Genomic DNA, 18,876 nt, shown 5'->3' with positions numbered 1-18,876 from the left:
CGCGCAGGCGCGTGCCCATTGATAGTAATGAACGGCAGGGGGCAGTGGCTGACGACTTATAACAAGGTCAAGAGGGTCTGGCGGAGTGAATGTTATAAAAGGGCAGGTAGAAGAGTTTTTAATAGGCAGGGTGAATTAAAAAGTCTGGGTTGTTTTTATTTTTGTTAACGGCGTGGCTGACTAAGCTCGAGCGGCTTTTTGATTTTTTGCGTCAGGCAATAACCACGGTTTCTTACCGCACGAAACAGGCGTTCACCGTCGTTGACCCGCTTGAACTTTTCCTGCAAACGACTCAGGCACATTTCCAATCCGCGATATAAATCGGGTTCACGACCTATATTACGGATCAACTCTTCTTTGCTGACCACGCGTTCTTCATGGTGCAGCATCTTTTTAATCAGCGCCGATTCAATAGTGGTCAATGAAATGCGCAGGCCGCCCTTGACCAGTGCGCGATCATGTTGGGTGAGCAGCCAGAAATCCTGTGGATACAGTGGCGTTCGTTCGGCGCTGATCTCTTGAGTACGCGTATGGTTATTCGGCGCGCTGTCAGGGGCCTTGGCGGTTGGCATTCTGGATTCTTGCCGCTTGGGGTTAAACGATTGTGAGGGCAAGTTAAGGGTGTGGGTAATAATGTAGGTATTAAAATGCGGAGTGATCTGTGGTTGGGAAAACGCCGGATTTGTATCGGCGGGGTCCGTGGTCGCGGGGGCGTTTACATCGTAATAGAAGAGCTCTGCGTTGGGCGTGAAGTCCTGCAGTGCGATAGACGCAAGTGTTGGAGCGAAGGCGTGTTTCTTGAAAGAACTCATAGGGTCCACCCATATCAGGAAGATGCAGTTGTTAAAGGCAGTCAGCGGGGGAGTAATAGCCGCCCTGAAAGTATTCGAACGGCAAGTTTTTAGCCAGCATGGCGCTGTCGGCAAACTCGACCTGATCGGCGATGAAGCAGACCCTGCAGGCACTGATCAGTTCCAGCATGTGATCGTAAAGCCGGTCGTACAGGTCCGAACGCGTGTTGAGGCTGAGCCTGAGGGCAGAATCCGGAAAGGGCATTTTTATATAGTCGTAGAGCTCGAGGTCGACCAGCAGGTCTGCCGGCTTTGTATCGAGTCTGTAGTTGTTGTAGGCCAACGTGATACCGCTATGGTCTTTCAACTTATACAACTGACGCACCATCGCCCGGCGTTCTACCGGACCGGGCAGGGCGTCCAGTGGGTTGTCGAGACTGAGGGTGAAGGGTTGTTTGTGGTCTTCCAATGCCCGCGCGGCTTGAATGATCGCCTTGAGGATGTCGTCGTTCATCAGGGCCGATTGACCCATGCGCAGAAGCGTATGACTCGTCGCCGGGCTGACTGCCTTAAGCGTTTTGCGCGGTGGGTGGATATGGCGCAAGGCCTCAGTGCAGGCACTTTCAAGTTGTTCGGGATCAACGCCATCCGCTACGCTGATTTCGCTGCCCCACCAGGCATGACCGCGATCAACGATGGCTTGCCTGATGATCTTGAAGTGCGGGGTATGTACAGGGGGCATTTTTTCACTATTCACGGCTCGGCCCCTCCTTAGTGGGTTGGAAATGGCTGGCGCAAATAAGACCCCGGCTGAGTTTATAACCATAACCGCGAATATTTTGGATGATGTTTTCACCGTAGTGCGCCTTGATTTTACTGCGCAAACGGCTGATGGATTTTTCCAGTGCGCGGGAGTCGTAGTACTTGGTATTAAGTCCCATGACACGGGCGATCTCATTATGACTGAGCAGTCGGTTCTGAATAAGCGCTTCCAATACTTTCATTTCGACGAAGGATATTTCCAACTTTTTCCCGTCGCCATACAGGCACATGCGGTCCTGGTCGAGAATCAGGTCGCACTGATTGAGTCGAGCGCTTTCACTGAGAAAGGCATCAAACAGGTTCAACTTTTTTTCGGGTGAAGTTTCGATTACCTTGATGCAGTAATCGGCGCCAGCCAGGTAGTATTTTGTTTTGCTCAGGGTCGACGCAAAGGTGATCACGACGAATATCGTGCAGTCGGGGTTTTCAGTTCGCGCTTTTTTTATTATGTCCAGGCTCATATTGCTGGCGGAGGGTGTATCAATTTCTATAATGATGGCACGGTAATGTACGTGGCTTTCCTGGGTGTCAATTAGTTGTCCGTAGCAACGTGTATCGACTTTTAAATTATTCGCTACAGTGCGAACTAAAAGCGCCCGAAAGTCCTCTGATTTCGATTGAGTCCGTGCAATAGCGAGGACGTTGGAAAAATGCATCACCTACTCCCTTTTCCGGCATGCAAGGCCGTCAGTTCAATCGCTGCTAGCGTTTAGATACTAATCGAATTGATTCCGCTAAAACGTGACAAATTTTAACATTCACCACTTGGTTTTTACGAGCGCAGGGGGGATTAGGGGAATATTTCACGGCAGGTTGTACCGACTTACACATATGCTAGTGCAAACTCTTAATGCTCGATAAGTATTTTAGTTCCAACGATTTTTTTTGACGGGTGCAGGTTTAAGCGTTGACCTTCTCAGGCAAAAAAACGCCTGCAGAGCGCCCCGAAGGTTGGCGGCCGTCCCCTCGGATGGGCTCAACGGCGCAACTGCACTTCGGCCTCGATGCACGCCACCAGAAACTCCATGACCACCTTCACGGACGGCGAGCGGCGCATGTCGGGGTACACCGTGAGCCAGATATCACGCAAAGGGCCTTCGACCGCAGTGGGCAGCCTGACCAGCAACGGGTCGTGATCGCCCACCAGGGTCGGCAGCACCACCGCGCCGACCTGGGCCCTGGCCGCCATTTGCTGGGTGGCCAGGTCGCTTGCGGCAAACGCGATCTCACGGCCGGCGCGCAGTTGGTGCATCCAGGCTTGCTGGGGCAGGTGGTCACGGCTGCTGTCGTAGGCGATGAAAGTCCACTGCGCAGCCGGCAATTGCTGGAACGTCGGCGGGCCATACAGCCCGAAGCGCACCACCCCGACTTTCCTGCGTACCAGGGCTTCCTCATCGGGACGCACCGTGCGCAGGGCAATATCCGCTTCACCTTTGTCCAGCGCGGCCAGTTGGGTCGACGGCATCAGCACCAGGTTCAACTGCGGGTATTGGGCGCGCAGCCGCGCTATATGGGGCGCAATGCAATAGTGGGCGATAGACGGCGGGCAACTGACCCGCACCGTGCCGGCCATTTCGATCGACGCGACCCGCGACAGGCGCATCACCTGGGTCGCCATGTCGTCCATGCCCGCCGCCAACTCCGCCAATGCCAGGCCTTGCGCGGTCAGCGGGCGGCTGCGCGGCAGGCGGTCCACCAGTTTGACGCCGAGGGCTTTTTCCAGCGCATCGACGCGGCGCCCGACGGTGGCGTGCTCCACCTGCAACTCGCGGGCGGCCGCCGACAACGACTGGCTACGTGCCAATACCGTGAAGTAATACAGGTCCTGCCAATCGAACATCGGGTTATTTCCGCACGGAGGTTGGGAAGCTTTGGGGAATTTTCCTACTGAGAGCGTCCTTTTACCATGGCCGCTTCCCAGTGCACACGGAGTTGTCCCCGATGAAAGCCATTACCTTGCAAACCTACGGCGGCCCTGAAGTCGTCCAATTGCGCCATGACGTCCCCAAACCCCAGGTGTTGGCCGGGCATGTGCTGGTCAAGGTGGCGTGCGCCGGGATCAACTTCATGGATATCCATACCCGGCAGGGCAAATATGCGCAGTCGTCGACCTATCCGGTGCGCCTGCCCTGCACCTTGGGTATGGAGGGCGCCGGCGTGGTGGTGGAAGTCGGCGCAGGCGTCAGCCATTTGGCCGTCGGCGACCGGGTGGCGTGGTGCATCGCCTGGGGCGCCTTCGCCGAGTACGCCCTGGTGCCCGCGGCCAAGGTGGCGCAGATTCCCGGTGCCATCGCCTTCGATCAAGCGGCTGCGGCGATGTTTCAAGGCTGTACCGCCCACTACTTGATCGAGGATGTCGCCAGGTTGCAGGCCGGCAGTACCTGCCTGGTCCACGCTGCGTGCGGCAGCATCGGCCAGTTGCTGGTGCAGATGGCCAGGCGCTCAGGGGCTACGGTGTTCGCCACCGGCAGCACCGCTGAACGCTGTGCCATTGCCCACGAGCGCGGGGCCCACCAGGCCTGGGTCTATGACGGCGGCCGATTTGCCGAGCGGGTGTTGGAGGCCACGTGCGGGCAGGGAGTGGATGTGGTCTTCGATTCGCTCGGCAAAAGCACCCTGCGTGACAGCTTCCGCGCCTGCCGCACGCGCGGCCTGATCGTGAACTATGGCAATGTCTCGGGTTCGTTGACCGACCTCGACCCGATGGAACTGGGGGAGGCGGGCTCGCTGTTTTTGACGCGCCCCCGGCTGGCCGACCATATGGCTGACGGCGCGAGCGTACAACGGCGCGCCAACGCGGTATTTGCGGCGATGCTCGAAGGTACGTTGACGGTGGCTATCGAAGGGCATTACACGCTGGAAACGCTGCATCAGGTACATGAGCGCATCGAAGCGCGGCAACAGATCGGCAAGGCTGTGGTGTGGGTGGACCGCGACCTGCATTAATCGAAGGCGAAAAAAAACCGGCTGATCAGGCCGGTTTGGGGTGCCCCGCGAACAGTGCGGGATTAAGCGTGGTTGTCCAGCAGGCGATCGGCACCGCCTTCAACAATACCGCGTTGCTGCAAACGATCGGCACCGCCTTCGGCCAGGCCACGTTCCTGCAAGCGATCAGCGCCACCTTCGGCAACGCGGTTGCCTTGCAGGCGATCGGCACCATCTTCGGCGACGCGGTTGCCTTGCAGGCGGTCGGCGCCATCTTCGGCGACGCGGTTGCCTTGCAGGCGATCAGCGCCACCTTCAACAATACCGCGTTGCTGCAAGCGATCAGCACCACCTTCGGCAACACGACGTTCCAGCAAGCGATCCGAGCCACCTTCGGCAACACGACGTTCCAGCAGGCGATCCGAGCCACCTTCAGCAACACGGCTTTCGATCAGGCGAGCCGCGCCGCCTTCAGCAACAACAGGGTGGGCAAATGCGTTTGCAGCGAGTACCGAGAAAGCGAGGCTAAGCAAGATTTGGCGTTTCATGAGGGTGTGCTCCGAGTGTTTTAGTTGGGTGTTGCCTGGTATGGGTTTGATGTTACGCGTTGCATTTTTTAAGAGAACTTCATTGGGATGATGGTGACTATCGATGCCAGCGATGGCCCGTTTCAAAGGGCCAACGCCGAGCCGGTCACGGCATCTGTGGCCGTTCCTGGGGGCGCAGGTCGAACACCAGCACCTCGGCATCCTGGCCCTGGCTCAGGCGGATTTGCCGCTCATCGCGCACTCGGGCACCGTCGCCTTCCTGCAAGCGCTGGCCGTTGATGTCCACGCTGCCCCGAGCCACATGGATGTACACGTGACGATCCGGCGGCAGGTCGAGGGTCGCGGCTTCGTCGCCGTTGAACAGCCCGGCGTACACCCGGGCGTCCTGGCGCACGGTCAGGGAGCCGTCGCTGCCGTCCGGCGAGATGATCAGTTGCAGGCGCCCTTGTTTCTGCGCTGCGCTGAAGTGCTCCTGTTGATAGCGCGGCTCGGCGCCGGCCACGGCGGGTACGATCCAGATTTGCAGGAAGTGCACGCCACGGGTCTGGCTGTGGTTGAACTCGCTGTGGGCCACGCCGCTGCCGGCGCTCATCAGTTGCACATCGCCGGGGCGAATCACCGAGCCGGTGCCCAGGGTGTCCTTGTGTTCCAGGGCGCCTTCAAGCACATAGGAGAAAATCTCCATGTCGCGGTGCGGGTGCTGGCCGAAGCCTTTGCCGGCCGCGACGCGGTCGTCGTTGATCACCAGCAGGTCGGAAAAACCCTGTTCATCGGGGTTCCAATAGTTGGCGAACGAGAAGGTGTGGAACGACTTCAACCAACCGTGATTGGCGGCGCCGCGTTCGGAAGCTTTGCGAAGGGTCAGCATGGTCTTGTCCTCAAGTGAGCGCGGGCTGCGAGATGCAGGGCGCTTGCGTTGAGAAGAAGGTTACTGGCAACCTGAAAATTCATTAAGAAGCTGAAATTTGAATAACTGTCTCCTTGAGATTGACAGTAAAAGCCATGCCATAATGCCTTTCGCTTTCTTCCCCTCGATGGATGCTTCCCGTATGAAAACCGTGGCCATGGCGCTGTTCCCGGACTTCCTCCTGCTTGACATGGCCGGGCCGCTCGAAGTGTTTTCCATTGCCAACCGCTACCTGCCGGCGGCCGAGCATTACCAGATCCTCACCCTGGGTACCGAGCCCGGTCCGTTGCGCGCCTCCAATGGGGTGCTGGTCCAGTCCGACCTGCTGCTGGACCAGGCCCAGGCGGCTTATGACCTGCTGCTGGTGCCCGGCGGCCCGGGTGCCTATAACGAATGCCATCCGGCGCTGCTGCCCTGGCTCAAGGCGGCGGCGCCACGGGCGCGGCGCTTCGGCTCGATCTGCACCGGCGCCTTTGTGCTGGGCCACGCCGGGCTGCTCGACGAACGCCGCGTGACCACCCACTGGCACTACACCGAGCGCCTGATCAAGGCCTTCCCCAAGGCCATCGTCGAGACGGATCGCATCTACCTGCAGGACGGGCGGTTGATTACCTCGGGCGGGGTCACCGCCGGTATCGACCTGGCGCTGTCGATCGTCGCCCAGGACCATGGCAAGCAAGTGGCGGTGGATGTGGCCAAGGTGCTGCTGGTGGTGATGAAGCGCCAGGGCGGCCAGGCCCAGTTCAGCCCGATGACAGCGTCCGTGGCGCCCCAGGAAACCGCGATCACCCGGGTGCAGAACCATGTGCTCGCCCATCTGGACCAGCCCTTCACCATCGAGTCCATGGCCGAACTGGCCGGCATGAGCCCGCGCCACTTTGCCCGGCTGTTCGCCAAGGACGTGCAGATGACGCCCATGGCCTTCCTGCAGGGCGCGCGCATCGACCGCGCCCGGCAACTGCTGGAAACCACCGACCTGCCGCTCAAGACCGTGGCGTTCCACGCAGGCTTCGGCAGCGTGCGGCACATGCGCTTTCTATTCAGTGAAAAACTCGGCCTCAACCCGACCCAATATCGCCAGCAGTTCAGTTAACGACAGGATGTCCGTCTCGCGCACCCGATTGTCCGTATCGCTCCCTGTGCCAGCATTGCCCTGTCACGGGTAGCTGGCAAGATAAGGTCGAGCCCATGGAAAAGGATGCGCGGAAGCCCAAGATCGGGCCTTTCAGCGCGATTGCAGACATGAATATGCCTCAGGCGATTGACGCGGATAGTACGGTGCGCTTCGGTGACTATGCCTTTCATCGGCAGCAGCGGCTGGTGAGCAAGGCGGGTTGGCCGGTGCCGTTGGGCGGGCGGGCTTTGGATATTCTGGCGGTGCTGCTGGAGTCGCCAGGGCAATTTATCAGCAAGGCCACCCTGATCGAGCGGGTCTGGCCGTGCAGCGTGGTGGAAGAGAACAACCTGCGGGTGCACATCGCCGCACTGCGCCGTGCCCTTGACGGGCAACGCTTGATTATCAACGACCCCCAGCGCGGTTACTGCTTCGCCGCCCCCGTGCGGGTCGCGGCTGCCGCGGTGCTGCCCCGGCATAACCTTGCCCCCCGGCTCAGCCCGCTGATCGGTCGCGATGAACTGCTGGGCGTGCTGGTGCGGCGGGTGTCCGGGCAGCGCCTGATGACCCTCACCGGGTGCGCCGGCGTGGGCAAGAGCACCTTGGCCCTGGCCCTGGCCGAGCGCGTGTTGCCGCGCTACCGCGACGGTGTGTGGTGGGTCGACCTGGCCACGGTGGAGGCGCCGCTGATGATGCTGCGCCACCTGGCCACGATCCTGCACCTGGAACCCGGCGGCAGTGTCACGCAGTTGTGCCGCCAACTGGTCTCCCGGCAATTGCTGCTGGTACTCGACGGCGCCGACCTGCTGCTCGGAGCCTGTCGACATCTTTTACGGACGCTGCGCGAAAATGCGCCCCAGGTCAGCGTGCTGGTCAGCAGTCGCGAAGCGTTGCAGGCCCCAGGCGAATGGGTGCTGCGCGTGCCCCCGCTGGGCGTGCCGGCGCCGTCGGCGCTGGGCAGTGTTGAACAGGCGATGGCGTTCCCCGCCGTGCAACTGTTCGTCGCCCGGGCGTGTGCCGGCCAACAGGGCTTTGTGTTGCGCCGACAGGACCTGGCGCCGTTGCGGGACATCTGCCGGCGCCTCGACGGTATTCCCCTGGCCCTTGAACTGGCGGCGGCCCAAGTGGATGCGCTGGGCGTGCGCGGTCTACAGGCGCAGTTGCACAGTGGATTGCAGGTACTGACCCGGGGCCGCCGCACAGCGGTGGAGCGCCACCAATCCCTGACCGCCGCCCTGGACTGGACCTACGAGCGCCTGAGCCTGCCGGAGCGCTGGCTGTTCCTGCAACTGAGCCTGTTCAAGATGGCCGTGACCTTGCCCACCCTGGGTAAGCTGGTGGCCGGCACCGAGCTGGAACACGCCGATTTGTCGTACCTGCTCGGGCGGCTGGTCGGCACCTCGCTGCTGAGCCTCGAACCCGGTCCGGGTTATCCGCGCTATCGTCTGCTCAACAGCACGCGCAGCTATGGCCTGGCACTCCTGCGCAACCCGCAGCAGGTGGCGCGTTTGCAGCAGGGCTATGGGCATTACCTGGGAGCGTTCTCAGGCCGGCCGTTTGTCCTGCAACTCGTCGAGCAGGCGGCGTACGCGGACTAGGTCCTGGGTGGCGAAGCCTTCGCTGAATCGCGCGTAGACCGAACCCAGCAGGTCGCGGGCGGCCTGCACACGACCCTGCTGTTGCCACCGCCGCGCCAAGGAGTCCGCACAGCGCAGCTCCCAGGCCAGCGCGCCTTGCTGGTGTGCCAACTCCAGGGCTTCGAGCAGCAGCGCCTCAGCCCCTTGGGGATCGGGCATGGCCTCGGCGCGCACGCGCAGGATTTCCGGGCTGCACCAGCCGGCCGCACCGCTCCGGGCGCGTTCGAACAAGGCTTCATCCACGGCTCGGGCGTTGAAGGTCACCAGGATGTCTGCGACCAGCCCCAATCCCTGCATATCGGCGATCTGCGCCGTGCCTTCGTAGCATTGCGCCCAGGTGTGGAACAACTGCACCGAATGCTTTTGCGCCTGTTGCAGGAGGAGGTCCAAGCGGTCGCGGGCCGCGAGGGTGTCGCCGTTGCAGTGGGCGATGACCACCCCGGCCAGGGCCAGGGTGTAGCAAATCGACGTGCCGTGGTTGATCTGCAACGCCAGCTCCAGCGCCTGGCTGGCGGTGCGCCACGCACGTTCGGGAAAACCGCGCAGCCACAGGATGCGCGCGAGGATGGTCAACGAGGCCACGCTCTGGTCGTACTGCACGCCAAAGCCGTGGGTAAACCGGTTGAGATGGCCGCTCTGGGCCATGCGCTGGATCACCTGTTCGGCATTCTGCTGCGCCAGTACCTGATTGCCGGCGAAGTGCTGCGCCAGCACCCTCAGGCGTTGGGCGCTGAGGGCCAGCAACGGTTCGGCCTGCGGCCCCAACCGGTCGAAATGCAGGCTTTGTTCCAGGGCCTCGCGGTAGTTGCCGCCACACAGGCTGACCGCCATTTGCCCCGACACCGCGCGCAGTTGGCCAACCAGGTTGCTGTCGGCTTCGGCCAGGCGCCGTGCATGGGCAAAGGCTTCGATGGTCTGCGGCGTACCGCCCTGGGTGTGGTAGGAAAAACTGCCGAAGGCCAACTGCAAGGCCATGTTCAAGTGCGGGCTCGGCGTGCTCGATTGCCCCAGCCGCGCCAGGGCCTTGCCCACGTACAGTCCGTGTTCGCGCAGCAGCGACAGCTCCTGCCACAACGGCATGGCGCTGACGGTGAGACGAATACCCAGCAGGTGCACGCCCTGGTCGCCCAGGCCCCAGTCGAGGGCGGCACGAATGTCTTCGCGCAGCGGCGCATAGCGGTCGATCCAGGTTTGGGTGGCGGTCTGTTCCCAATCGTCCTGCGCCTGGTTCATCAGCACCAGGCAGCGCTTGGCGTGGTGTTCACGGGTGGCGTCGAGTTCATTGGCGACGCTGAGTTTTTCCAGGGCATAGGTGCGGGTGATGTCCAGCAGACGGTAGACCACCTCGTCATCCCCGGCTTCCACCGTGAGCAGGGATTTCGCCACCAGCTGGGTGATCGAACCCAGCACCTCGGCCGGTGCAACCTGTTGCCCGGCGATCACCGCCGCCGCACTGGCCAGGCTGAAACCACCTCGGAACACCGCCAGTCGACGCAGGCAGATTTGCTCGCAGCCGGTGAGCAATTCGAAGCTCCAGTCCAGGGTGGCACGCAGGGTTTGATGGCGGGGCAGGGCGCTGCGTCGGCCACGGGTGAGCAGGCGGAAGTTGTCTTCCATCTGCACCAGCAGGCCGGGCAAGCCGAAGCGCTCGATCTGCGCGGCCACCAACTCGATTGCCAGGGGGATGCCGTCCAGGCGTTGGCAGATATCAATGGCCAGGGGCAGTTCGGCTTCGCTCAGTTCGAAGCTGTCCTGATGGGACATGGCCCGCTCGATCAGCAGTTGCAGGGCCGGATAACCCAGGGCCTGGGCGCGGTTACCGGTGGCGGGCGGGCAGGCCAGGGGTTCCAGGCGCTGCACCGACTCGCCCTCGGCGCGCAAGGCCTCGCGGCTGGTGGCGAGGATGTGCAATTGGGGCGCGTGGCGCAGCAGGGCCTCGCTGATCAGCGCGATGTCGTCCAGCAGGTGTTCGCAGTTGTCGATCACCAGCAGCAACTGGTGCTCCTGCAGGCGGCGCGCAAACACGGGCAACGGTTCATGCTCGGTGTGGGTGAGGTCGAGGAGCGCGGCGAGATTGGGCAGGATCATCGACGGCGCGCTGAGGGGCGCCAGGTCCAGCAGGCGAATACCGTCGCGGTAATGTCCGATCAACAATTCCGCCACGCGCAAGGCAACGGTGGTCTTGCCGATGCCGCCGGCGCCGGTCAGGGTGATAAAGCGTTTCTCGGGCAGCTGCTGTACCAGGCTGTCGATCAGGGCCTGGCGGCCAAGCATGCGCGTGCGTCGCAGCGGCAGGTTGTGGCTCGGGCGTTGGGGGGCGCCTTCGGTCGGTAGGCTCATCGGCTCGATGCTCAGTGGCGCCACAAAACTGTAGCCGCGCTGGGCCACCGTAACGATATAGCGCTGCCCGGCCTGGCCATCGCCCAGGGCCTTGCGCAGCGCCGCCATGTGCACCCGCAGGTTGCCGTCTTCCACCACGCTCTTGGGCCAGACCCGGGCGATCAGTTCCTGCTTGCTCACCACTGTGCCGGCCTGCTCCAGCAGGATCAGCAGGATGTCCACGGCCCGCCGTCCCAAGCGCAATGGGCGACCAGCCTCCAGCACCAGGCGCTGGCGCGGGTGGACACGGTAAGGACCGAAATGCACGGCCTGGTCGCGTGGGTCACTCATGGGTGGCCATGCTCTGGGAAAAGTAAGCGGCCAGCATATTCCAAGTGCGTGCCGACCACTAGGCAGCGATCTCCCGAGGCTTGTGACGCAGTTGGTGATTTCGCCAGGTCATCGGGTTGACGCCCTCGCTGCGCGTGAACATATGGCAGAAATGCGCCTGGTCGCAAAAGCCGCACTCCAGGCTGATTTGCGTGAGGCTCAAGGAGGAACCGGTGATCAACTCCTTGGCCCGCTGGATGCGTTGCTGGCGTATCCATTCCTGGGGCGACAGCCCGGTGGTGCACTTGAACGCGCGGGAAAAATGGCTGCGCGACAGGGCGCAGGCCTGGGCCAGGTCGGCAATCGCCAGGCTTTCACCGAGGTTGGCGAGGATCAATTGCTTGGCGATTCGTTCGCGCCGGGGGCACAGGCCGCCGGTGGCGGATAAGCGAGGAGCACAATACGCAGGTCGGGCCATGACGGATATCCGCAGTCGATGGGAGCGTTCCCGGTGAATGGATGCAGTGTAGACCGGCTCATTTTTGGCGCCCCGCCGGCTGGCTGGCGAGTTAATCGTTGTTAATTTCGCCAGGTTCGGTCGCGGAAAAGACAGCACAGGCATGCAATCCAGGCAGTGTCCTGTCTGCTTAGCTGGGAGCCTGCTAACCGTTTGGATACCGCCATGAACCGCAATGACCTGCGCCGCGTCGACATGAACCTGTTGGTGATTTTCGAAGCGCTGATGTTCGAGAAGAACCTGACCCGGGTCGCCGAAAAGCTCTTCATGGGCCAACCGGCGGTGAGTGCGGCATTGGGCCGGCTGCGAGATTTGTTCGACGACCCGTTGTTGCTGCGCAACGGCCGGGGCATGGAGCCCACGCCACGCGCCGTGGCGATACTCAAGGAGCTGCAACCGGCCATGGACACCATTTCAGGCGCAGTCAGCCGCGCCAAGGATTTCGACCCTTCCACCAGCTGTGCGGTGTTCCGCATCGGCCTGTCCGACGACGCCGAGTTCGGCCTGTTCCCGCCGTTGCTCAGCCAACTGCGCGAAGAAGCCCCGGGCATTATCGTGGTGGTACGCCGCGCCAATTACCTGCTGATGTCCGCATTGCTGGCCAGTGGCGAGATCTCGGTGGGCGTGAGCTACACCACTGAACTGCCGGCGAATGCCAAGCGCAGGAAACTGCGGGACATTCCCTGCAAGGTGCTGCGCGGGGATGACGGCGTCGAACCGCTGACCCTCGACGACTATTGCGCACGGCCCCATGCGATGGTGTCGTTCTCGGGGGACTTGAGCGGCAATATCGACCTGGACCTGGCCCGTATCGGCCGTGCCCGGCGGGTGGTGCTGGCGGTACCGCAGTTCAGTGGCTTGCGGGCGCTGCTGGCTGGTACGCAGATTATTGCCACGGTGCCCGACTATGCGGCGTGTGCGTTGACCGAGGGCACGGCGCTGCGGGCAGAGGATCCGCCGTTTGCGATCGACGCGGCGGAGTTGTCGATGGTGTGGAGTGGTGTGCATGACAATGACCCGGCGGAGCGGTGGTTGAGGGGCAGGATTGCGCAGCATATGGCGGGAGGGGGATGAGCTTGGCGGCTTCTGGGCCTCCCCCGGTTTGATCTGCATACCCCCCAACCCCGACTACCGGCTCTTGTAAGAAATTTCCCAGAGGAGTACAAATGTACTCCATGACGACCCTGACCCCCCGCCGCACCGCCATCCTGACCTTCATCCGCGACCGTATCGCGCAGCAAGGCCAACCCCCCAGCCTCGCCGAGATCGCCGAGGCGTTCGGCTTTGCCTCCCGCAGCGTCGCACGCAAGCACGTCGTGGCCCTGGCCGAAGCCGGTTTCATCGAGGTCAACCCCAACCAGGCGCGCGGCATTCGTTTGCTCAACCAGCCCCCGCGCCCGGAGTGGCTGGATGTCCCGGTGCTCGGCCGAGTGGCGGCCGGCCGGCCCATCGGCGCGGATGCCGACGTGCACAGCCGCCTGCAACTCGACCCCGCCACTTTCGCGAAAACCCCGGATTATCTGTTGCGGGTGCAAGGCGACTCGATGATCGAGGACGGCATCCTCGACGGCGACCTGGTGGGCGTGCGCCGCAGTGCCGAAGCGGTGAACGGGCAGATTGTGGTGGCGCGCCTGGACGGTGAAGTCACCATCAAGCGTTTCGAGCGCAGTGGCGAGCGTGTGCGTCTGCTGCCGCGTAACCCCGCATACGAACCTATCGTGGTCGGCCCCGACCAGGACCTGGCCATCGAAGGGGTGTTCTGCGGCCTGGTGAGGCAAGGCTGATGGGCGCCGTGGTTGCACTGGATACGCTGTTCAATGGCGGCCGCGTCTGGAAAGGCCGGCCTGTCGCGCCTCCGGCCAGCGTGCAGCCTACGGGGCTGGCGGCGCTGGATGCGGTGCTGCCCACGGGCGGCTGGCCGGAGTCGGCCTTGAGCGAAATCCTGATGGCCAGGGACGGTATCGGCGAACTGCAACTGGTGCTGCCGACCCTGGCGCGATTATCGGCGGCGGGGGAGCGCATTGTGCTGGTGGCGCCGCCCTACACCCCGTACCCCCACGCGTGGCAGAACGCCGGGGTGGATTTGCGCCAGCTGTCGGTGGTCCAGGCCGAGGCGCGCGATGTGCTGTGGGCGGTGGAACAATGCCTGCGCTCCGGCAGTTGCGGCGCGGTGCTGTGCTGGCCGCACAAGGCGGATGACCGCGCCTTGCGTCGCTTGCAGGTGGCTGCGGAAACCGGGCAGACCCTGGCGTTTGCCTGGCGCGCCTTGAGTGAAGCGATCAACCCTTCGCCCGCCGCCCTGCGCCTGGCCGTCGAGGCCAAACCTGCCCGGGTGCGGGTGCTCAAGTGCCGGGGTGGCTTGGCTCATCCGGCGCCGATTGCACTGGCGGGGCACTGAGGTTGCCATGCGCTGGGTGTGTATTGTCTTCCCGCAATTGGCGCTGGACGGGGTGCAGCGCCTGCACCCCGAGCCCGACCAACCCCTGGCGCTGCTGGCCGGCACGCCGCAGCGGCGCGTGCTGCAAACTGTCAATGACGCCGCCCGCGCATTGGGCCTGCGCCCGGGGCAATCGCTGACGGCCGCCCATGCCCTGGCCAAGACCTTTGCCTGTGCCGAATACGACCCCGTGGAGATCGAGCGCTGGCAGCAGTTCCTCGCCGCCTGGGCCTACCGCTTCAGCTCCCAGGTCAGTGTGTATTACCCGCGTGCCTTGCTGTTCGAGATCGAATCGAGCCTGGGCCTGTTCGGGCCCTGGCCTCGGTTCGAGGCACGCCTGCGCCAGGAACTGAGCGAGCTGGGCTTTCGTCACCGTATCGTCGCCGCCCCCAACCCGGCGGCGGCGCGGGTGCTGGCCAATCTCTACGATGGCCTGGCCGTGGCCGATGAGGATGCGTTGCTCCAGGCCCTGGCGCCACTGCCCATCGACCGCGCCGGCCTCGACCCGCAAGCGGCCACCGCGTTGTCGCGCATGGGCCTGCGTACCCTGGCCCAGGTGCAGGCGTTGCCCCGGCACACCCTGGCGCGGCGCTTTGACGCCAGCCTGCTCAAGCACCTCGATGTCTTGACCGGACAACGGCCGTTGGCCCTGGCGTTCTATCAGCCGCCGGACCAGTTCGATGTGCGCATCGAGCTGAATTTCGATGTGCAATCCCACCAGGCCTTGTTATTCCCCCTGCGCCGTCTGACCGGCGACCTCTCGGCGTTCCTCTGCGGCCGGGACAGTGGCGTGCAGCGTTTCGACCTGCACCTGGAACATGCCGATGCACCGGACAGTGTGATCAAGGTCGGCCTGCTGAGCGCCGAGCGTGAGCCGGCGATGCTGTTCGAACTGGCCCGTGGGCGCCTGGAGCACGTGCAAGTCACCTCGCCGGTGCGTGGTTTTCGCCTGGTGGCCCAGGACCTGCCGGTGTTCGTGCCGCAACGCCAGGACCTGTTCGACGATCGCCCGCAACAGACCCTGCCGTGGGAACAATTGCGCGAACGCCTGCGTGCACGCCTGGGGGATGAGGCGGTGCAAGGCCTGCGCTTCCATGCCGACCATCGCCCCGAATGCGCCTGGCAAATGGCGGCGGATAAAAGCCCGTGCGCCACCTTGAGCAAGGTGCGGCGTCCCGGCTGGTTGCTTGACGAACCGACCTTGCTGGCCGAGCAGGGCGTGCAGATCCTCATGGGCCCGGAGCGCATCGAATCCGGCTGGTGGGACGGTGCTGATATTCGCCGCGACTACTACCTGATCCAGACCCGCGCCGGCCAGCAAGGCTGGGCCTATCGCTGCGTGGGGCAAAGCGATGGGCTGTGGCTGCAGGGCTGGTTCGCATGAGTTATGCCGAGCTGCACTGCCTGTCCAACTTCAGCTTCCAACGCGGTGCCTCCAGCGCCCTGGAGTTGTTCGAGCGGGCCAAGCGCCAGGGCTACAGCGCCCTGGCGATCACCGATGAATGCACCTTATCGGGCATCGTGCGGGCCTGGCAGGCGGCGAAGGCGGTGGGCTTGCCGCTGATTATCGGCAGCGAAGTGCGCATCGAAAACGGCCCGAAACTGGTGCTGCTGGTACAGGACCTCAGCGGCTACCAGCACCTGTGCCGCTTGATCACCGTGGCCCGACGCCGGGCTGAAAAAGGTCGCTACCGCCTGCTGCTGGAAGACTTCGAGCAGCCGTTGCCCGGCCTGCTGGCGCTGTGGGTCGCCGAAGACAGCGACACCCAGGCCTCGATCCACTGGCTGCGCCGTACCTTCGCCGAACGCCTGTGGCTGGCGGTGCACCTGCACTGCGGCCAGGACGATGCGCGGCATCTGGAGCAACGCCTGCACCTGGCCGCCAGCCTGCAGATTCCGGCGGTGGCCTGCGGCGATGTGCATATGCATGCCCGTGGCCGCCGCGCCCTGCAAGACACCATGACCGCGATCCGTCATCACGTGCCGGTGGCCGACGCCGGCACGCGCCTGCACCCCAATGGCGAGCGGCATCTGCGCAGCCTCGACGCCCTGGCCATGCTGTACCCGCAAGCGCTGCTCGACGAAACCCTGGCCATCACCCAGCGTTGCAGCTTCGACCTTAGCCAGTTGCGCTACCACTACCCGCGCGAATTGGTGCCCGAGGGTCATGATGCCGAATCCTGGTTGCGCGCCGTCACCGATGAAGGCATCGCCCGGCGCTGGCCCCACGGGGTCGACGCCAAGACGTTGCAGCAGATCCATCACGAGCTGACACTGATCAGCAAACTGGGTTACGAAAGCTACTTCCTCACGGTGCACGACATCGTGCGCTTCGCCCGCAGCCGGTCGATCCTGTGCCAGGGCCGGGGTTCGGCAGCCAACTCGGCGGTGTGTTTTGCCCTGGGCATCACCGAGATCGACCCGAGCCTGACGAGTACGTTGTTCGAGCGCTTCCTGTCAGAGGAGCGCAACGAGCCGCCGGACATCGACGTCGACTTCGAGCACGAACGTCGCGAAGAAGTGCTGCAGTACGTGTTCCAGCGCTATGGCCGTACCCGCGCGGCGCTGACGGCGGTGGTCAGCAGTTACCACGCCGCCGGCGCAGTGCGCGATGTGGCCAAGGCCCTCGGCTTGCCGCCGGACCAGATCAACGCGCTGGCCGAATGCTGCGGGCGCTGGAGTGACGATGCGCCGCCCCTGGAACGCCTGCGCGAAGGCGGCTTCGACCCGGACAGCCCGATCCTGCGCCGTGTGCTGACGCTCACCCAGCAACTGATCGGTTTTCCCCGGCACCTGTCCCAGCACCCCGGGGGCTTCGTGATTTCCGAATACCCGCTGGATACCCTGGTGCCGGTGGAAAACGCCGCCATGGCTGAGCGCACCATCATCCAGTGGGACAAGGATGACCTCGATGCGGTCGGCCTGCTCAAGGTGGATATTCTCGCCCTGGGCATGCTCAGCGCGATCCGTCGCTGTTTCGATCTGCTGCGCCGCCATCGTGGCCGTGACCTGTCGCTAGCGACGATCCCCCAGGAAGACCAGGCCACCTACGCGATGATCAGCAAGGCCGACACCATTGGCGTGTTCCAGATCGAGTCGCGGGCGCAGATGTCGATGTTGCCCAGGTTGCGGCCGCAAACATTCTACGACCTGGTGATCGAGGTGGCCATTGTGCGCCCCGGGCCGATCCAGGGTGGTATGGTGCATCCGTACCTGCGCCGACGGAACAAGGAAGAACCCACGACTTACCCGTCGCCGGAGTTGGAAACCGTGTTGGCGCGCACCCTGGGCATCCCGCTGTTCCAGGAACAGGTGATGCAGATCGCCATGGTCGCCGCCGACTACAGCCCCGGCGAGGCCGACCAGTTGCGCCGTTCCATGGCCGCCTGGAAACGCCACGGTGGCCTGGAGCCGCATCAAGCACGGCTGCGCACCGGCATGTTGAAAAACGGCTACACCGAGGCTTTTGCCGCGCAGATCTTCGAACAGATCAAGGGCTTCGGCAGCTATGGTTTCCCCGAGTCCCACGCCGCCAGTTTTGCCTTGCTGACCTACGCCAGTTGCTGGCTCAAGTGCCATGAACCGGCGGCCTTCGCCTGTGCGTTGATCAACAGCTGGCCCATGGGGTTCTACAGCCCGGACCAGATCCTGCAGGATGCGCGGCGCCATCGCTTGCAGATCCGCCCGGTGGATGTGCAGGCCAGCGACTGGGATTGCAGCCTGGAACCCATCGATGGCCAGCAGCCGGCGATTCGCATGGGGTTGCGCATGATCTCGGGGTTTCGCGAAGAGGATGGGCGGCGTATCGAAGCCGCACGTCAGCGCCGGGCGTTCAGGGATATTGCCGATCTGGACGCCCGCGCCGGGCTGGATGCGCGCACCCAGGCATTGTTGGCGGATGCCGGGGCCTTGCGTGCCCTGGCCGGCAACCGGCATACGGCGCGCTGGGCCGTGGCAGGGGTGCATAAGCAGCTTGGCTTGTTCGCCGGCCTGCCCAGCCCCGATGAGGCGCGGGTGGAACTGCCGAAACCGACGGTGGGTGAGGATCTGCACGCCGACTACGCCCTGCTTGGCACCACCCTTGGCCCGCACCCATTGGCGCTGCTGCGCGCCGAGCTGCGTAAACGGCGTTGCCGCAGCTCGAATGAACTGCAGGCGGTGGAGCATGGGCGCACTGTCAGCGTCGCCGGGCTGGTCACCGGTCGCCAGCGCCCCGGCACGGCCAGTGGCGTGACCTTTGTCACCCTCGAAGATGAATTCGGTAACCTCAACGTGGTGGTCTGGCGCGACCTGGCCGAACACCAGCGCCAGGCCCTGGTGGGGTCGCGGTTGCTCAAGGTGGACGGGCGTTGGGAGGCGGTGGGCGAGGTGCGGCACCTGATCGCCGGGCGCCTGACCGACCTGACGCCGCTGCTGGACGGCATCACGGTGCGCAGCCGGGATTTTCACTGAGGCGGGTAGCGCTGGCGGTGATTAGCCCCTAATTTATAGAAAATGAAACCATCGCCCCTTGATACGCTCCAAATTTT

General features: G+C 63.5%; 16 protein-coding genes. 8 read left to right on the top strand and 8 right to left on the bottom strand.

Annotated features, from left to right (window positions below; genetic code table 11):
- Positions 1–164 precede the first annotated feature (164 nt).
- The 4 genes from B9N88_RS02420 to B9N88_RS02405 all read right to left on the bottom strand — a co-directional run bounded on the left by B9N88_RS02420 (position 165) and on the right by B9N88_RS02405 (position 3,453).
- Positions 165–812, bottom strand: coding sequence for a winged helix-turn-helix domain-containing protein (locus tag B9N88_RS02420; protein ID WP_027608670.1), 648 nt, complete (start codon positions 810–812; stop codon positions 165–167).
- Between the two features lie 31 nt (positions 813–843).
- Complete coding sequence (locus B9N88_RS02415; RefSeq protein WP_027608669.1) at positions 844–1,548, bottom strand: YuxH family protein; 705 nt, start codon at positions 1,546–1,548, stop codon at positions 844–846.
- Positions 1,541–2,269 (bottom strand): winged helix-turn-helix domain-containing protein, encoded by a 729-nt coding sequence (locus B9N88_RS02410; protein WP_027608668.1) that lies wholly within the window; start codon positions 2,267–2,269, stop codon positions 1,541–1,543. Before B9N88_RS02410 ends, B9N88_RS02415 begins: the two co-directional genes overlap by 8 nt.
- Positions 2,270–2,589: 320 nt before the next feature.
- Complete coding sequence (locus tag B9N88_RS02405; RefSeq protein ID WP_027608667.1) at positions 2,590–3,453, bottom strand: LysR family transcriptional regulator; 864 nt, start codon at positions 3,451–3,453, stop codon at positions 2,590–2,592.
- Positions 3,454–3,554: 101 nt separating this feature from the next.
- Between B9N88_RS02405 and B9N88_RS02400 the strand changes: the two genes are divergently transcribed.
- Entirely contained in the window at positions 3,555–4,559 is a 1,005-nt protein-coding gene (locus tag B9N88_RS02400; protein WP_027608666.1) for a quinone oxidoreductase family protein, read from the top strand.
- A 62-nt stretch (positions 4,560–4,621) separates the two neighbouring features.
- Here the strand turns inward: B9N88_RS02400 and B9N88_RS02395 are convergent, their stop codons facing one another.
- Positions 4,622–5,086, bottom strand: coding sequence for a phage infection protein (locus tag B9N88_RS02395; RefSeq protein WP_081744503.1), 465 nt, complete (start codon positions 5,084–5,086; stop codon positions 4,622–4,624).
- Between the two features lie 145 nt (positions 5,087–5,231).
- On the bottom strand, positions 5,232–5,954 hold the full coding sequence (locus B9N88_RS02390) for a pirin family protein (RefSeq protein WP_027608665.1): 723 nt from the start codon (positions 5,952–5,954) through the stop codon (positions 5,232–5,234).
- Positions 5,955–6,135: 181 nt separating this feature from the next.
- On the opposite strand from B9N88_RS02390, the gene B9N88_RS02385 reads away from it, so the two are divergent.
- Together B9N88_RS02385 and B9N88_RS02380 are read left to right on the top strand one after the other, a co-directional pair.
- Positions 6,136–7,086 (top strand): GlxA family transcriptional regulator, encoded by a 951-nt coding sequence (locus B9N88_RS02385; protein WP_027608664.1) that lies wholly within the window; start codon positions 6,136–6,138, stop codon positions 7,084–7,086.
- Positions 7,087–7,181: 95 nt separating this feature from the next.
- Positions 7,182–8,705 (top strand): winged helix-turn-helix domain-containing protein, encoded by a 1,524-nt coding sequence (locus B9N88_RS02380; protein WP_027608663.1) that lies wholly within the window; start codon positions 7,182–7,184, stop codon positions 8,703–8,705.
- Here the strand turns inward: B9N88_RS02380 and B9N88_RS02375 are convergent.
- A complete protein-coding gene (locus B9N88_RS02375; RefSeq protein WP_027608662.1) occupies positions 8,652–11,414 on the bottom strand; it encodes an ATP-binding protein in 2,763 nt (920 codons plus the stop codon). The two genes, B9N88_RS02380 and B9N88_RS02375, sit on opposite strands and share 54 nt — an antisense overlap.
- 58 nt (positions 11,415–11,472) lie before the next feature.
- The gene (locus B9N88_RS02370; protein WP_027608661.1) at positions 11,473–11,871 is read right to left on the bottom strand and encodes a helix-turn-helix domain-containing protein; all 399 of its coding nucleotides are present in this window, start codon (positions 11,869–11,871) and stop codon (positions 11,473–11,475) included.
- Positions 11,872–12,075: 204 nt separating this feature from the next.
- On the opposite strand from B9N88_RS02370, the gene B9N88_RS02365 reads away from it, so the two are divergent.
- The 5 genes from B9N88_RS02365 to B9N88_RS02345 all read left to right on the top strand — a co-directional run bounded on the left by B9N88_RS02365 (position 12,076) and on the right by B9N88_RS02345 (position 18,799).
- Entirely contained in the window at positions 12,076–12,984 is a 909-nt protein-coding gene (locus B9N88_RS02365) for a LysR family transcriptional regulator (RefSeq protein WP_027608660.1), read from the top strand.
- Positions 12,985–13,076: 92 nt separating this feature from the next.
- A complete protein-coding gene (gene lexA, locus B9N88_RS02360; RefSeq protein WP_027608659.1) occupies positions 13,077–13,694 on the top strand; it encodes a transcriptional repressor LexA in 618 nt (205 codons plus the stop codon).
- Complete coding sequence (gene imuA / locus B9N88_RS02355) at positions 13,694–14,308, top strand: translesion DNA synthesis-associated protein ImuA (protein WP_027608658.1); 615 nt, start codon at positions 13,694–13,696, stop codon at positions 14,306–14,308. Before lexA ends, imuA begins: the two co-directional genes overlap by 1 nt.
- 7 nt (positions 14,309–14,315) lie before the next feature.
- Positions 14,316–15,731 (top strand): Y-family DNA polymerase, encoded by a 1,416-nt coding sequence (locus B9N88_RS02350; protein WP_027608657.1) that lies wholly within the window; start codon positions 14,316–14,318, stop codon positions 15,729–15,731.
- On the top strand, positions 15,707–18,799 hold the full coding sequence (locus B9N88_RS02345) for an error-prone DNA polymerase (protein ID WP_218188764.1): 3,093 nt from the start codon (positions 15,707–15,709) through the stop codon (positions 18,797–18,799). The genes B9N88_RS02350 and B9N88_RS02345 overlap by 25 nt, the downstream gene beginning before the upstream one ends.
- The last annotated feature ends 77 nt before the right edge of the window (positions 18,800–18,876 follow it).

This window comes from Pseudomonas sp. LAMO17WK12:I1, assembly GCF_900177315.1.
GTDB lineage: Bacteria > Pseudomonadota > Gammaproteobacteria > Pseudomonadales > Pseudomonadaceae > Aquipseudomonas > Aquipseudomonas marginalis.
This window is presented reverse-complemented; position numbering and strand designations above follow the sequence as displayed.